This is a genomic window from Streptomyces roseolilacinus, from assembly GCF_014649335.1.
Taxonomy (GTDB): Bacteria; Actinomycetota; Actinomycetes; order Streptomycetales; family Streptomycetaceae; genus Streptomyces; species Streptomyces roseolilacinus.
This window is the reverse complement of record NZ_BMSV01000002.1, coordinates 421,036-436,390: the sequence shown is the minus strand read 5'-3', so window position 1 is coordinate 436,390 and position 15,355 is coordinate 421,036. Positions and strand designations below refer to the sequence as shown.

General features: G+C 72.9%; 13 protein-coding genes. 3 read left to right on the top strand and 10 right to left on the bottom strand.

The window, feature by feature from the left end:
* Positions 1 to 106 precede the first annotated feature (106 nt).
* Positions 107 to 1,078 carry a pirin family protein gene (locus IE106_RS06110; RefSeq protein WP_189530591.1) on the top strand — a complete coding sequence of 324 codons (972 nt, stop codon included), beginning with the start codon at positions 107 to 109 and terminating at the stop codon, positions 1,076 to 1,078.
* Positions 1,079 to 1,087: 9 nt separating this feature from the next.
* Here the strand turns inward: IE106_RS06110 and IE106_RS06105 are convergent, their stop codons facing one another.
* On the bottom strand, positions 1,088 to 1,663 hold the full coding sequence (locus tag IE106_RS06105; protein WP_189530590.1) for an AAA family ATPase: 576 nt from the start codon (positions 1,661 to 1,663) through the stop codon (positions 1,088 to 1,090).
* A gap of 664 nt (positions 1,664 to 2,327) precedes the next feature.
* Here IE106_RS06105 and IE106_RS06100 point away from each other — a divergent pair.
* The gene (locus IE106_RS06100; protein WP_189530589.1) at positions 2,328 to 3,542 is read left to right on the top strand and encodes a PP2C family protein-serine/threonine phosphatase; all 1,215 of its coding nucleotides are present in this window, start codon (positions 2,328 to 2,330) and stop codon (positions 3,540 to 3,542) included.
* Between the two features lie 281 nt (positions 3,543 to 3,823).
* Positions 3,824 to 7,264, top strand: a complete 3,441-nt coding sequence (locus IE106_RS06095) for an NACHT and WD40 repeat domain-containing protein (protein WP_189530588.1) — start codon at positions 3,824 to 3,826, stop codon at positions 7,262 to 7,264.
* Positions 7,265 to 7,422: 158 nt separating this feature from the next.
* On the opposite strand, the gene IE106_RS06090 is transcribed toward IE106_RS06095, so the two are convergent.
* The 9 genes from IE106_RS06090 to mtnA form a co-directional block, all read right to left on the bottom strand.
* Positions 7,423 to 8,187 (bottom strand): methyltransferase domain-containing protein, encoded by a 765-nt coding sequence (locus IE106_RS06090; RefSeq protein WP_189530587.1) that lies wholly within the window; start codon positions 8,185 to 8,187, stop codon positions 7,423 to 7,425.
* Between the two features lie 318 nt (positions 8,188 to 8,505).
* Entirely contained in the window at positions 8,506 to 9,516 is a 1,011-nt protein-coding gene (locus IE106_RS06085) for an ABC transporter substrate-binding protein (protein WP_189530586.1), read from the bottom strand.
* Positions 9,517 to 9,532: 16 nt separating this feature from the next.
* On the bottom strand, positions 9,533 to 10,306 hold the full coding sequence (locus IE106_RS06080) for an ABC transporter ATP-binding protein (protein WP_189530584.1): 774 nt from the start codon (positions 10,304 to 10,306) through the stop codon (positions 9,533 to 9,535).
* Position 10,307: 1 nt separating this feature from the next.
* Complete coding sequence (locus IE106_RS06075; protein WP_189530582.1) at positions 10,308 to 11,447, bottom strand: FecCD family ABC transporter permease; 1,140 nt, start codon at positions 11,445 to 11,447, stop codon at positions 10,308 to 10,310.
* Positions 11,448 to 11,519: 72 nt separating this feature from the next.
* Complete coding sequence (locus IE106_RS06070) at positions 11,520 to 12,338, bottom strand: S-methyl-5'-thioadenosine phosphorylase (RefSeq protein ID WP_189530580.1); 819 nt, start codon at positions 12,336 to 12,338, stop codon at positions 11,520 to 11,522.
* A complete protein-coding gene (gene mtnC / locus IE106_RS06065) occupies positions 12,335 to 13,069 on the bottom strand; it encodes an acireductone synthase (RefSeq protein ID WP_189530578.1) in 735 nt (244 codons plus the stop codon). The genes IE106_RS06070 and mtnC overlap by 4 nt, the downstream gene beginning before the upstream one ends.
* Positions 13,066 to 13,650, bottom strand: coding sequence for a 1,2-dihydroxy-3-keto-5-methylthiopentene dioxygenase (locus tag IE106_RS06060; RefSeq protein ID WP_189530576.1), 585 nt, complete (start codon positions 13,648 to 13,650; stop codon positions 13,066 to 13,068). Before IE106_RS06060 ends, mtnC begins: the two co-directional genes overlap by 4 nt.
* Positions 13,647 to 14,321, bottom strand: coding sequence for a methylthioribulose 1-phosphate dehydratase (mtnB, locus tag IE106_RS06055; protein ID WP_189530574.1), 675 nt, complete (start codon positions 14,319 to 14,321; stop codon positions 13,647 to 13,649). Before mtnB ends, IE106_RS06060 begins: the two co-directional genes overlap by 4 nt.
* Positions 14,318 to 15,307, bottom strand: coding sequence for an S-methyl-5-thioribose-1-phosphate isomerase (mtnA, locus tag IE106_RS06050; RefSeq protein WP_229840085.1), 990 nt, complete (start codon positions 15,305 to 15,307; stop codon positions 14,318 to 14,320). The genes mtnB and mtnA overlap by 4 nt, the downstream gene beginning before the upstream one ends.
* Between the last annotated feature and the right edge of the window lie 48 nt (positions 15,308 to 15,355).

Here is a 15,355-nt window from a genome sequence, read left to right as displayed (position 1 = left end):
CCGGGTCCCGTGCGCTCCTCCACCGCGCGGGCGGCCGTGAGGAGTCCTATGATCCTCGTATGGATGTTGAAAATCGAACATTTCTGGGCGAGGAAGGGTCCCTACGGTGAGCAACACGGAAACGCACCCCGCCGAGACGGTCTGCGGAGCACGGACGGCCGAACCGCCCCGGCCCGGCGTGGAGGTGCTGTCGGCGCGCAGCGTGCCGCTCGGCGGCCCGCGCGCGATGACCGTGCGGCGCACCCTGCCCCAGCGCGCCCGCACGCTCATCGGGGCGTGGTGCTTCGCCGACCACTACGGCCCGGACGACGTCGCGCGCACCGGCGGCATGGACGTCGCCCCCCACCCGCACACCGGACTGCAGACGGTGAGCTGGCTCTTCAGCGGCGAGATCGAGCACCGCGACAGCCTCGGCACCCATGCCTTCGTCAGGCCCGGGGAACTGAACCTGATGACGGGTGGCCACGGCATCAGCCACTCGGAGGTGTCGACGCCCCGCACCACGCTGCTGCACGGCGTGCAGCTGTGGGTGGCGCTGCCCGAACGGCACCGCGGCGCGGCACGCGACTTCCAGCACCACGTCCCCGCCCCGGTGCCGCTGGACGGCGGCGAGGCCCGCGTCTTCCTCGGCACGCTCGCGGGCGACACCTCGCCGGTGCGCACCTTCACCCCCCTGCTGGGCGCAGAGGTGTCGGTGGCCCCGGGTGCCGCGGTCGTCCTCGACGTCGATGCCGCGTTCGAGCACGGCGTACTCGTCGACACCGGCGACGTCCGCCTCGACGGAACCCCCCTGCGGCCGACCGAACTGGGGTACGCCGCCCCCGGCCGCACGACGCTGACCCTCACGAACGAGGGCCCTGCGGCCGCGCGGCTGATCCTCCTGGGCGGGCCGCCGTTCCAGGAGGAGATCATCATGTGGTGGAACTTCGTCGGCCGCACCCACGAGGACATCGCACAGGCCCGGTCGGACTGGACGAACACCTCCAGGTTCGGCACGGTGCACGGCTACGACGGCCCCCCGCTGCCCGCCCCGACGCTGCCCTCCGTGCCCCTGAAGCCGCGCAGGAACCCCCACTGACCGCGGGGGTCAGGAGACGGCGCCCTCGGACCAGGCCCGCTTCAGGATCTCGTCGACGGTCTCGTCGACGGTCTGGCGGGAGGTGTCGAGCCACAGCCCGATCGGGGGCGTGTCGTCCCGCAGGATCCTGTCGAGGTCCCGCGGCTGCCAGTCGGGGCCGTAGCCGGTCTTGGAGCGCCGCTCCTCGCGCCGGGCCACGACCTCCGGGTCGGGCGCCAGCACGACGACGGCCAGCGGACGGCTCCTGACCATTCGGGTGATCTCCGCCAGGTGCTCGCCGAGCAGGATGTCCTGGAGCACGGCGGTGAAGCCGGCCTCGACGTAGGCGTCGGCGGACGCGGCGGCCAGCCGGTGACGCAGCCGCAGCTGGGCGACGGCCTCCGGCGGGGCCTCGGCCGTCATGTGCGCCTGACCGTTGACGATCATGCGGCGGAACGCGTCACCGCGTACGTGCACCGAGCGTGGCAGGCGCTCGGCGAGCGCCTGGGCGACGGTGGACTTGCCCGCGGCCGAGATGCCGGTGACGACGATGACGCCGGGCGTCCCGCCGCCGGGGACGGCGGTGGGGCTGGTGTGGTCGGTCATGAACGGGTGGTGTTCCTCTCTCGTACAGGGACGTGGGCGCCGCACGGCGCCCGGACGGCGCCGGCCGCCTCGGACGCGTTCGCGGACGAGCGGGTCCATCGAGGCGTGATACCACGCAAGACGACGGGCCCCTGTCGTGTGCCCCGTCGTGTGTCTCGTGTGCCCCGTCGTGTGTCCCGTCGTGTGTCCCGTCGACCGCCGGAGCCGCGGTGCCCCAGGATGCCGCGGCTCGCGTCCGTACCCGGCCCGCCGTCCGGGACGGCGGACCGCCTGCCGCACCGGCGCCCCCGGCGGCCTCGCCCTCGACGCGAGGGCGGATGTCCGGCCCGGGACGGGGCCCGGAGCTGGCGCGACCACTGTCCGTCGCAGGCGGCGAGGCCCGCCACGGGCCGGGGCGGCCAGGGCGGGCGGGGGTACGGCCGGGAGGAACGGCCCCAGCCGTCGTGGCGCCGAAAGCGCCGTGCGCGGTGCGGGGCCCGGGCGGCGCCCGTGCCGCCGGAACGGCGAGGAGACCGTGCGGCGGCCGGGGCATAGACCCCCCGCGCGGTCGTCGCGGCGGGGCGGGCCGCACTCCTCGCGCGCCGGGGGAAACGCTCTGTGACCGGTTGCCAGGTGAGAGGAAGCGAAGCCCGGGCACAAGGACCAGCGACCGAGGGAGGCTGCTGTGAACGGCGACACATTGGGGTTGGAAGACGTCTTGGCGGAGGCGGAGAGCGCTTCCCCGGTGGATTCCGTCGGCGTCGTGGCACGCAACCTGCAGAAGCGGTTCGGGGCGTTGTGTGTGTCGTTCCTGTTCGCCGACCTGGTCGGGGAGGAGCTCGTCCGGCTCACCACGGCCGACGGAGCGGCGGACGGCCGCAAGGCGTCCCGCATCGCCCTGCGGGGCAGCACGTACGAGAAGGTCCTGAGGTCCCAGCACCTGCACGTGGAATCCGACGGGGAGGGCGGCTGCCGGACGGTCGCGCCCGTCACCAACCGCGGCGACTGCATCGGCGTGCTGGAGGTGACGCTGCCCCACGCCGACGAGAGAGTGTTGCGCCAGGTCGGTGAGGCGGCGCACGCGTTGGCGTACATCATCGTCACCGACCGGCGCTTCACCGACCTCTACCACTACGGCCGGCGCACCACACCGACGAGCCTGGCCGCCGAGATCCAACACCAGCTGCTGCCTTCCGCCTCGTGTTGCGAGGCCGCCCAGTTCGCCGTGGCCGGAGGTCTCGTGCCCGCCGACGACATCGGCGGCGACACCTACGACTACGCCCTGGACCAGGACACACTGCACCTGTCCATCACCGACGCCATGGGGCACGACACCGACTCCGCGCTGCTGGCCACCCTCCTGCTGGGCGCGCTGCGCGGCGCCCGGCGCCTCGGCTGCGACATCGCGGAGCAGGCCCGCCGAGCCCACCAGGCCCTCCTCGACCACGACCGCGGCCTGGCCACCGGCCAGCTCCTGCGCATCTCCCTCGACGAGGGCCTCGTCCAACTGGTCAACGCCGGCCACCCGCGGCCCCTGCTGCTGCGCGACGGCGTCGTGGAGGAACTCGCCCTGCACGCCAACCTCCCCTTCGGCATCCCCTCCCCCCACGCCCACCGGGTCCAGCGGTTCCAGCTGCGCCCGCACGACCGGCTGGTGCTGCTCACCGACGGCATGCAGGAGCGCGCCGCGGCCGATGCGGACCTGGCCGCTCTCATCCGCGACACCCGTCTCTTCCACCCGCGCGAGACCGTCCGGGCCCTCGTCACCGCCGTCCACGATGCCTGCGGAGGCCGCTTGAGAGACGATGCCACGGTCCTGTGCCTGGACTGGTACGGCACCCACCCCGCCGACCGGCGCACCGGCGGTGACGACCACGGCATGACACCGGACCCCCGGTAGTGCTTCACCCCACCGGGTGATCCCCCGTGGCGGTGAGCGGTTTCCCTCGATCCGTCCGACGCGCGTCCGCCGCGTCCTGCCCGACGACTTCCCGCACACCACCGGGGATCGGCGACCGCCCGGTGGCCCGGGGGTGAACGCCGACACGCCGCCGTCGCCCTCCCCGAACCCCGGGTTCCGGGGGCCGGAGGGATCCGGAACCACGGTCGCCACCTCGTCGGTGCTCCCGCCTTGCGTCATCCGCCTGACAGTGGTCTGCCGGCCCCACCAGACTGGGAGGCGTGCTCCAGCGAACTCCCCGGCACTCACGTCTTCGTGCCGCCCGCGTCCTCGCCTTCGGTGCTCTGGCCCTGGCCGGCCTCGTCTTCGCCGTCTGCATGACGATCCCGGACAGCGACGGCGCCCGCGACGCCGTGGCCGCGATCGCCGGCCTGTTCGTCGGCCTCGCCGCGCTGGTCCCCCCGCTGCTGGAGTACTTCCGCACCGCGGAGACACCCCTGGATCCCGCCGCCCTCGCCGACGACCTCGCGCTCAGGCTGCGGGAGCAGTGGCTCGACGAGGCCCGGGCACGCCGCCTGCGCGATCCGCGGGTCCTGCCGTTGGCGTGGACGACGACCGAACGGGACATCGCCGACACCCTCCGCACCGGCCCCGCCGGCTCCCGCGTCCTGCGGCTGAGGCTGGACGGCCGGTCGGACGGACCGTTCGACGACGTGATCGCCCGCCTCGCCGAGGGGTACGGCCGCGTCCCCCACCGCCGCCTGGTCGTCGTCGGCGAGCCCGGTTCCGGCAAGACCGTCCTCGCCCTCCTCCTCACCCTCGGCCTGCTCGCCGCCCGGGAGCAGGGCGCACCGGTCCCCGTCCTGCTGCCGGTCTCCTCCTGGGACCCGGTCCGCGAGCGGTTGGACGACTGGATCGTCCGGGCCATGGCCCAGCCCTACTACAACGGCCGCACCGACATCCCCCGCACCCTCCTCTCCCACGGTCTCCTGATCCCCGTCCTCGACGGCCTCGACGAGATCCCCGAGTCCGCCCGCCGCAGCGCCGTCCGCGCCCTCAACCAGGCCACCGGCGGCGACCGGCCCCTGGTCGTCACCTGCCGCGCCGTCGAGTACGAGGAACTGATCCGCGGTGGCGCGCCCACGCTGCGCCAGGCCGCGGTCGTCGAGGTCCTGCCCGTCACGCCGGCCGACGCCGTCACCTACCTCCAGGACGCGGACCGGCCGCCCGGCGTCGACTGGGGACCGGTCCGCGCCCACCTGCGCGCCCAGCCGGACAGCCCGCTGGCCGGGGCGCTGTCGACCCCGCTGATGGTCACCGCCGCCCGCCTGGTGTACCGCCGCGGCGGTGACCCCGCCGAACTCCTCGACACCGACCGCTTCGACTCCCGGTACGCCGTCGAGGACCACCTCCTGCACGGTCTGGTCGACGCCGCCTACGCCCCCGACCCCACCGCTCCCGAGGGCACCCCGCGGCAGGCCCCCTGGACCCCGGAACAGGCCCGCGGGTACCTGGCGTTCCTCGCCCGCCACCTCCACGAGCACCGCGAACGGGACCTGGAGTGGTGGCGGCTCAGCGGCCGTCTCCTGTCCCCCCGGGCGGGCGTGTGGCCCGGATTCGGCCTGGGAGGGCTGCTGGTGGGCGGCGTCATGGTGTGGTCGCTGTTCAGCGGGGATCCGGGGCCGGACGGCCACGCCGAGGCGTTCGCCCTCGCCATGATCGTCGGTATCGTCTTCGCGCTGCTCAACTCCGTCGTCTGGTACGCCTCCCGCTCACGACCGCCGGGGCGGCTGGCCTGGTCGGTCAGACAGTCCCGGAGACGGCTGTACGACGGGTTCCGTACCGGGGCGAGCCTCTCCGCGCTGGTCCTGCTCCCCTTCAGCGCGACGCTCTTCGGGATGAACGTCCTCGAGGACCCGGTGAACAGTCGGACCCTGTCAGGGGTGGAGGGTTTCGCGGAGTTGGCCGGCGTCGTGGTCGCGCTCATCGTGGTCGCCGGCCTGGGCTTCGCCGTCCACAAGTGGCTCGACGCGCCACCGGCGCACGCCGCCCAGGTCAGTCCGGCGCTCCTGCTGGCCCAGGACCGGCGCTCGTCGATCGTCAGTGCCGGGGCGGCGGGGGCGGTGGTGGCCCTGGTGGGGTTGCCCGCCTGGTTCGCGGGGTGGTTCGGCGGAGACCTGCTGCTGCGGCTCCTGACGAACTGGGCGGGGCGGCCCGCGCGATTCGACCTGACGACGCTCCTCACGGACAGTTGGGACGAGGTGTCCGGAGGCGTCGCGGACTGGCGTGACCCGGTCGGGTTCGGCCTGCTGCTGCCCGGGGCGGCCTTCACCCTCCTGCTGCTCATGAGCCGGGCCTGGCCCCGTTTCGTGGTGGCCAGGGTCTGGCTGGCGGCGAACGGGAGACTCCCCTGGCGGCTGATGGACTTCCTCGCGGACGCGCGGCGACGCGGGATCCTCCGCCAGGCGGGCGGCGCCTACCAGTTCCGCCACATCCGGCTGCAGGAAGCGCTGGCCGGTGAGGCGGCGCCTCCGGCCGCCGAGACCACCGGCGCGCCCGCCGGCGTCCGGCGCAGGACGCTCCTGACGGCCGGCATCGCCGTCGCGGCCGCCGGCACCACCGGAGCGCTCGCCCGGCGCTACTGGGACTCGAGCGTCGCCCAGTTCACCGACCCCGCCGGGCGAGCGGTGAGAGCGGTACGGTTCCGGCCCGGAACGGACCCCCAGATCGCCCTGGCCCTCGAGGAAGGCCCGGTGCTGTTGTGGGACGACTGGGCGCGCGCCGTCACACGCTTTTCCGGTGGTGGACGGAACAGCGGGCTCCGCGAGGTATGGGGCGAACTCCTCGGCTCCCACGACCTCGAGTTCTCGGCCGACGGCGGCGTCCTCTACGTCCCCGACGGTCAGGGCGTCTCCGCCCTGCGACTGAGTGATCTCGCCGTGGGCAGCACGCTGGTGCCGGACCGGCCGAGAGCCATGGCGGACGACGTCTACGAGGCGCATCTCGCCATCGCCCCCGGCAACCGGTACATGGCAGCCCTGTACGGCTACGAGGAGGTGGCCGTCTGGGAGCTGGGCGAGGTGTCGGCGCAGCCCCGGGACGACGGCCGTCCCCACCGGCTTCCCGGCACGTGGCTCGACGTGCCCGTGGAGGAACCGACCGGTCTCGCGTTCCTCGGCGACGGCACGCTGCTCGTGCTGGGACCCGGTGGGGCCTGGCGCAGCGGGGCGGCCGGCTTCGATCGGGGGGAGAAGGCACTGCCGGGCACACGGTACGTCCTGACCTCTGACGACCAGTTCTTCGCCACGGAGTACGGCGACTTCGGGAACTCGCTCCTCGTGAGCCGTTTCGACGGGCGGATCGCCGTGGTCGGCCCGGGCGGGACGGAACTGTGGCGGACCCCGGGCGGTGGCGGGGAAGGCCGGAAGTCCCCGCCCCAGCACCTGCCGGCCATGCGCGCCGGGGCCTTCCACCCGACGGCGCCGCTGCTGGCCGTCTCCCCGTACCGGAGCGACGACACCACGGGGGAGGGCGACGTCCACCTCTACCGCTACGGCAGGGACGCGTGGAGCAGCCCCCGGCGCCTGACCACCCTGCGCGGTCACGCGGCGCCCGTCCTGTGCCTGGACTTCAGCCTCGACGGCGGGCACCTGGTCACCGGGGACGAGGAGGGCACGGTTCGCGTCTGGGACGTGAGGGAGTGGTCGCGCGACGGCCTGTGACGCCCGTGGCCGCCCCGGGGGGGGACGGGCAGGCCCCCGGCCGGCGGGGCCTGACTTTCGGCCCCTGCCCTCCCGGCACGGCCGTGGGGGCGGTTGTGGGTCCGAGCCGTCGTGGACGAGCGTCCCGCGTCCGCGGGAGGGGGTGGTGCGGAGAGGGGTCAGGGCGCCTTCACCCTGCGCCAGGCCTGGATGCCTTCGGGGGCGGCCGGGTGGGGTTCGAGGCCCGCCGCGGACAGTTCGGCGGCCAGTGTCCCGTCGGAGACGACATGGCAGTCGAATTCCGCGGTCTCCTCCCGGAGCAGGGCGTCGCCGCGCCAGGTCCGGTAGGTCATCGCCCAGCGGACGAGGTCCTCGCCCGCCGCCTCGGCCCGTGCGAGCACGTCGTAGCGGTGCCGTCCCAGCGTGCGGCCGGGGATCACCGCCGGGGGGACCGCGGTCGCCGTCTGGGGGTGCTGCGACTCCATGACCAGCACACCGCCGGGGCGGAGCGCGCCGGCCCACTTGTGCCAGAGCCGGACCCGCTGCTCCGGCGGGAAGTGCATGATCATGTTGAACATCACGACGGCGTCCAGCGGTGTGTCCACCTCGGCTTCCAGCGCGTCCTCGGGCAGCACGGTCACCGTGTCCGCGGCTGCCGGTATGCGGGACAGCCGCGTCACCAGGGCGGCGCGCATGACGCGCGTCGGCTCGATCGCGAAGATCTGCCCGTCCGGCCCGAGCAGTTCCAGCAGGGTCTCGGTGAAGACCCCGGTACCGGGGCCGATCTCCGCGACCACGCCGGCCCCGGACACCAGCCGCCGCAGGGCGTCCGCCAGGGAGGCCCGCTCCTGCTCGGGGAAGATCATGTCGTAGTAGGGGCCGTTGACGGCGTAGCCGAGTCCCTGATCGGCGCGGTCGGCCTCGTGAGCGGTGGTCCTGGTCATCCGTGGCCTTTCTCGGTGCGGGCGAAACGGTTCCCCACGCGGTGCCCGGCCCGTCGGCCGGCCGCGCCGAGCAGCCCCGCGAGGCGCTCGGCGCTGCTCGGCGGGCCATCATCCCCGTGGCAGGCGGGGCGAGGCGGCGGCGGGTTCCGGCCACCGGCCCTCCGCCACCCGCCGGCAGGCGCCGGTGCCGCCGGCGGGGGTGACCGTGACGCGGGGGCTCGCCGCGGCGCTGCCCCGGCGCGGCGGCCGTCCGGACCCCGCGGGCCGGGACACCGGGGCCGTGCGGATCGTGCACGGCCCCGGTGTGCTGCGGTCCGGTCAGCGCTTGAGCTCGCCCAGGTACTTCGCGAACTTCTCCAGGCCGTCGATGTTGCGCGGCCCGCTGATGCCCTCGTTGTAGTCGAGGATGAAGAAGTTGTTCTTCCTGACGGCGGGCAGCCCCTTCGTGTGGGGGGACTTCTTCAGGAAGTCGATCTTCTTCTGGGCGGGCAGGTCCCCGTAGTCGAGGATCATGATGACCTCCGGCTCCGCCTTGGCGACGGCCTCCCAGTTCACCTGCGTCCACCGCTGGTCGAGGCCGCCGAAGACGTTCTTGCCGCCGGCGTTCTCGATGATGTCGTCGGGCGGGACCTGGTTGCCGGCGGTGAAGGGCTGGTCGGTGCCGGAGTCGTAGAGGAAGACCGGCACCGGATCGCCCTTGGGCGCCTTCGCCTTGACGGCCTCCACCCGCTTCTTCAGCCCGGCGACGACCTCGTTCGCCTTGTCCTCGACCCGGAAGATCTTGCCCAGCCGGTCCAGGTCGGTGTACAGGGCCTCGAACGGGGTGAGCTTCTCGGGGTACTCGGGGTAGTTGAAGCAGCTCTCGCTGTGCATGAAGCTCTGGATCCCGAGCTTGTCCAGGATCTCCGGGGTGATGCCCCGCTCGTCCTTGAAGCCCGAGTTCCATCCGGCCACGACGAAGTCGGACTTGGCCTCGACGACGATCTCCTTGTTGAGGAGGTCGTCGCTGAGCATCTTCACCTTGGCGTAGTCGCTCGCCCACGGTGACTCCGTCACCGGCGGGTTCGCCGGCGGCATCACGTAGCCGTGCACGTGATCGGCCAGGCCGAGGCTGAACAGCTTGTCGGCGCTTCCGCCCTCGTACGCCACGGCGCGCTGGGGGACGGTGTATTCGACCGGCTCACCGCACCTCTTGACGGTGACCTTCTCGGACGCCTTGGCGTCCGGTTCCACCTCGGCGCCGCAGCCGCCGAGCAGCAGCGTGGCCGCGAGCGCGGAGCCGAGGACGGTGCGCTGCCGCGCCGAGCGGGGAGATCGCGTCATGGTCATGACCTGGTAGTGCCTTTCACAGGGAGGAATGGAGCGAGTACAACAACTGCGGGTCACCCGTCAGCGGGTGGGACACGACGCTGGCCTTGACCCCGAACACCTCGTCGACGAGTTCCGTGGTGAGGACGTCCTCGGGCGTGCCGGTGGCGACGAGGCGACCGTCGCGCAGGACACCGAGGCGGTCGCAGGCGGCCGCGGCGAGGTTGAGGTCGTGCAGCACGACGAGGACGGTGAGTCCCGAGTCGCGCAGGAGCGAGAGCAGTTCGACCTGGTGGCGCACGTCGAGGTGGTTGGTCGGCTCGTCGAGCACCAGGATCTCCGGCTCCTGGACGAGTGCCCGGGCCAGCAGGACGCGCTGGCGTTCGCCGCCCGAGAGGGTCAGGACTCCGCGCCGGGCGAGGTGGCGGATGTCGAGCCGGTCCATCACGCGCTCGCACAGCTCGCGCTCCCGGCGGCTGAGCGCCTGGTTGCCCTGGAGGTGCGGCGTGCGGCCGAGCGCGATGACCTCCTCGACGGTGAAGTCGAGGTCGACGGCGCCGTCCTGGGTCATGGCCGCGACGATCTGGGCGGAGCGGCGCATCGGCAGGTCGGTGAGTTGCCGCTCGCCCACCCAGACGGTGCCGGAGCTGGGGCGCAGCGCGCGGTACACGCACCGGAGGGCGGTGGACTTGCCGCTTCCGTTCGGGCCGACCAGGCCCACGACCCGGCCGCTCTCCACCTCCAGGGACAGGTCGCGTACGAGGCTCTTGCCGTCGGTCACCACCGACAGCCCGTCAAGCCTGAGGTCCATCTCAACGACCTCCGAACAGGTAGCTCTTGCGGCGCATCAGGACGATGAACACCGGCACCCCGACGAGCGCGGTGATGACGCCCAGGGGGAGTTCGCGCGGTGCGACCAGCGTCCGGGACACCAGGTCGACCCACACCATGAAGATCGCTCCGGCCAGTGGTGCCACGGCCAGGACACGGGCGTGGGTGGCACCGACGACCATGCGCACCAGGTGGGGCATGACCAGTCCGACGAAGGCGATGGCGCCGCTGACGGCGACCATCACGCCCGTCACGAGCGAGGCCAGGACGAGCAGGGCCTTGCGGTGCCGGTCGGGGTCGACGCCCAGGCTCGCGGCGGTCTCGTCCCCGAGGGCCAGCACGTCCAGTGCCCGGCCGTACCGGTACAGCACGGCCAGGCCGAGGACGACGACCGCGGACACGACGGGGAGCGCGCCCCAGTTCGCGGCGCCGAAGCTGCCCATCGTCCAGTACAGGACCATGCTGGTCGCCTCGCTGTCCGGGGCGAAGTAGATGATCAGGCTCATCACCGCCTGGAAGCCCAGCGACATGGCCACGCCCGTCAGGACGAGGCGCAGCGGGGACAGTGCGCCCCGGCTGGAGGAGGCGACGTACACCAGGAGGGACGCGACCAGGGCCCCGATGAAGGCACCGGCCGACACCGCGTAGATGCCCAGCGCCGCCAGTCCCCCGGTGACCGTGACGCCGACGGCTCCGACGGACGCGCCCGAGGAGACGCCCAGGACGAAGGGGTCGGCGAGCGCGTTGCGCACCATGGCCTGGATGGCCACGCCGATCGCGCTCAGCCCGGCCCCCACGAGCGCCGCGAGCAGCACCCGCGGCGTGCGGATCTGCCAGATGATCTGGTACGTGGTCAGCTCGTCCGCGGCGATGCGGCCGCCGCTGACGGCCGCCCACAGGTACCGGGCGGTCTCCCCCGGCGTGACCACGGCGGCTCCCAGGCCGATGGCCACCACGGCCGAGGCGAGGAGGACGGCGAACAGGACGGCGCAGGCGAGGACCAGGCCCTTGGGGGAGGAGAGCCGGCCCTTCGCCTCCGTCGGGGGGTCGGGGGGCGCCGCGTCGGCTGAGGTATCGGCGCCGCTGCTCGCCGAGGGCGCGGAGATCGCTGGCGGTGACATAGGACTGGCCTTCCGGATCGAACAGAACGTGCTGGTGGGACGGGTGGCATCCGCCCGTGGGTGTGGGCCTGCTCAGGGCAGGTCGATCGGCAGGGTCATGCCGTCGAGTGCGCGGGCGGACGGGGAGTCGTCGCTCTCGGGGAGCAGCCCGATGGCGTCGAGCACGACGCGGCGCAGGCGCTGGGTGTTCTCGGCGAAGACCTTGAAGACGTCTTCCTGCGCGACGCTCTGTGTCGCGTCGATTCCCGCGTCCAGGTCGGTCACGAGCGCCACGGCGGTGTAGCCGAGGGCGAGTTCCCGGGCCAGGACCGCCTCGGGGTGACCGGTCATGTTCACCAGTGACCAGCCGGCCGCCGCGAACCACCGGGACTCGGCACGGGTGGAGAACCGGGGGCCCTCGACCACGACCATCGTGCCGCCGTCGACCACCTCGATCCCGGCGGCGGCTGCCGCTTTGAGGAGCGCTTCGCGACCGTGCTCGCAGTAGGGGTCGGCGAACGAGACGTGGACGGCACCTTCGTCGTAGAAGGTCTGGATCCGCCCGCTGGTCCGGTCCACCAGCTGGTCGGGGACCACGATGGTGCCCGGGCCCAGCTCGGGGCGGAGGGATCCGACCGCGCAGGGCGCCAGGATCCGGCGAACGCCGACGGACCGCATCGCCCAGAGGTTCGCCCGGTAATTGATCTTGTGCGGCGGGATGCGGTGGCCACGGCCGTGCCGGGGCAGGAACGCCACCCGCCGCCCCCCGGCCGTTCCCAGCATCAGGGCGTCGGACGGTGGACCGTAAGGCGTGTCGATCCGGACCTCTTCCGCGTCGTCCAGCAGTTCGTAGAAGCCACTGCCACCGATCACGCCGATGCCGGCCGCCGGGGTGTTGCCGCTGACGGTCATGTCCGTGTTTCCTCTTCCCGTCTGGTTCGTCGGTGCAGCTGTACGTCGTCCAGCGCGGGGACGGTCGGGTGTCCGGGCACCGCCCCACCGCGCGGGTCTCCGGGGCGCCGTACGGCCACGGCCCTCCACCCGGCGGCGGTGGCCGCGTCCAGTTCCTCTCCCACGTCGCTGAAGAAGACCGTCTCGTCCGCCGGAACGCCGATGGCACGTGTGATGGCCCGGTAGGACTCCGGCTCCCTTTTGCCGCCCGCGCTGGACAGGTCGAAGTAGCCGTTCAGGAGCGCGCTGAGGTCGCCGTGGTCGCTGTGCGTGAACCAGTCGCGCTGAGCCGCCACCGACCCCGAGGAGTAGACGTAACGGTCGATCCCCGCCTGCCGCCACCGGCTCAGGGCCTCGGGCACGTCGTCGTAGACGTGGCCGGTCAGCGTGGAGCGGGCGTACCCCTCGGCCCAGATGAGCCCCTGGACCCTCTTCAGCGGCGGCGCCTTGACGTCCCGGTCGGACCAGGCGGTCAGCGCCGCGACGGCCCCGCCCTCGTCGAGGCGGGCATCACCGGTGTGGGTCCGTATCTCCTCCATCAGCTCCGTCCACGGAGCCTCCCCCCGGTGGGCCGCGAGCCAGTCGGCGAAGCGCTCCCGGGCGTACGGGAAGAGCACGTCGTGCACGTGGGAGGCGGAGCCCGTGGTGCCCTCGATGTCGAGAACCACCGCCCTCACCGTCGACAGGATCACGTCGCCCCTTCCGGCGCCAGGAGCGCGTCGAGGCGGGGGAATCGGCGGGCGATGGGATCGCCGGTGAAGTCGCCCACCCAGCCGTCCTCGTTCTCGAAGAAGCGGATGGCGGCGAACTCCGGACGCGGTCCCATGTCGAACCAGTGGCGGGTGCCCGCCGGCACGGAGAGCAGGTCGCCCGCCTCGCACACCACCGCGTGGACCCTGCCGTCGAGACGGAGGTAGAAGCATCCCGTGCCGTGGGCGAAGAAGCGCACCTCGTCCTCGGTGTGCCGGTGCTCTTCCAGGAAGGTGGAACGCGCCTCGGCGGCCCGCTCCTCCCATTCCGGGCTCTCCTGCGGGTGAAGCCGGGCGACGTCCACCAGGTTCAGTCCTTCCCGCGCGCACAGCTCGTCGACCTCGGCGCGGTAGCGGGCCAGCACCTCCTCCGGGCTGGTGTCCGGGGTGATGGCGCCACGCAGCGGCCAGCGGCCGAAAGCCACCGAACAGGCCCCCAGGACCTCTGTGATGCGGTCGTGGTCCCGGGTGCGCAGCAGCACCCTTCCGGGATCGTCGTCCGGCATGACCTGAAGCAGGGTCATGGGTTCACGCCTTCCTTCGCTTCCGCGGGCAGCCCGGGGCCGACCATGAGCAGCAGCCGGCAGATCGATTCCAGGCACTCCAGCCGGTTGCGGGCCTGGGCGAGGTCGCGTCCCCATGTGGTGACGCCGTGGTCGGTGATCAGAAGGGCGGGAGGCGCCTGCGGTGTGGCGGCCAGATGGCCGGCCACGTCCGCCGCGATCCGGGGAACGTCGGGCCAGTTGGGGAAGACGGGTACCTCGGTCCCTGTCGGGTCGGCCAGTCCCAGGCCCTTGAGCAGCTCGAACCGTTCGATGCGCAGGGAGTCCAGGTGCGTACGGCGGCCGGCGCGGCACGCGACGGCCGTGGCGTAAGGGGAGTGGACGTGGATGACCGCATCCGCGTCCGTGGTCCGGTAGATCGCGGAGTGGATCGTCGTCTCGGCCGACGCCCGCAGCGGCCCTGGGGCTGCCTCCTCTCCCGTGTCCGCCCGCACGACGACCATGTCCTGTGCGGTCATGTCTCCTTTGTCCCGGCCACTGGCGGTGATCAGGGCAGTCCCGCCCGGCAGACGCACCGAGACGTTGCCCGCGGTGCCCGGCATCCAGCCGCGCTCGTACAAAGCGCGCGAGACCGCCGCGATCTCGCTTCCGACGCGCTCCCGTTCGGCGTCGTCGACGACCGTGGGCGTCATGCCGGCACCTCGCGCAGGTCACTCGTGCCCGGGGAACCCTGGGGCCGGAACACCCGGGCCTCGGAGACGATCGCGGTGACCAGGTCGGCCGGGGTGACGTCGAAAGCGGGGTTGAACACAGCGGCACCGGCGGGGGCGACCGAGGCTCCCGCGAATCCCGTCACCTCACCCGGATCGCGCTCCTCCACCACGATCCCCGAGCCGTCGGCCAGTTCGCGGTCCCAGGAGGACTCCGGAGCGACGACCACGAAGGGGAGGCCGTGCCGTGCGGCGGCGACCGCGAGACCATACGTGCCGATCTTGTTCGCCACGTCGCCGTTCGCGGCGATGCGATCGGCCCCCACCAGCACGCAGTCCACCATCCCCCGGGCCATGGCAGCGGCGGCGGCGGAATCCACGCACAGCCGGTGAGGCACACCCGCCTCACCCAACTCCCATGCGGTGAGCCGGGCCCCCTGGAGCAGCGGCCGGGTCTCGTCCACGAGCACCTCAGCGACCCGGCCTCGCCCGTGCAACTCGATGATCGCGCCGAGTGCGGTGCCGACAGCGGCAGTTGCCAGGCGGCCGGTGTTGCAGTGGGTGAGGATGCGGACCGGCCGGTCCGGGACCAGCGACTGCACCAGGTCGGCGGCCCGTACGACGGCTGCCCGGTTGACCGCGGCGTCCTCCTCCAGCATGGTCATGGCCTCGGCGAGAACGGCCTGGGGCCCGTCTGCGAGCCGCCCGACGGCCCGACGGACGGCCCAGGCCAGGTTGACGGCGGTGGGCCGGGCTGCGGACAGCCGCGCGGCATCGGCCTTCACGGACGCTTCGTCGGTCCTCCCGTCGGAGGTGTGCCGGTGGGCGGAGAGCGCCACCCCCAGGGCACCGGCCAGACCTATGGCGGGCGCTCCGCGGACGGCCAGCGACGTGATGGTGTCGACCAGTTGGTCGACCGTCTCAAGCCGCAGCAGGCGGTAGTCATGCGGCAGTGCCCGCTGATCCACCGCCAGGACGCACCCCTCGTCCCAGGCGAGTGACGGACGCGGGCGTGG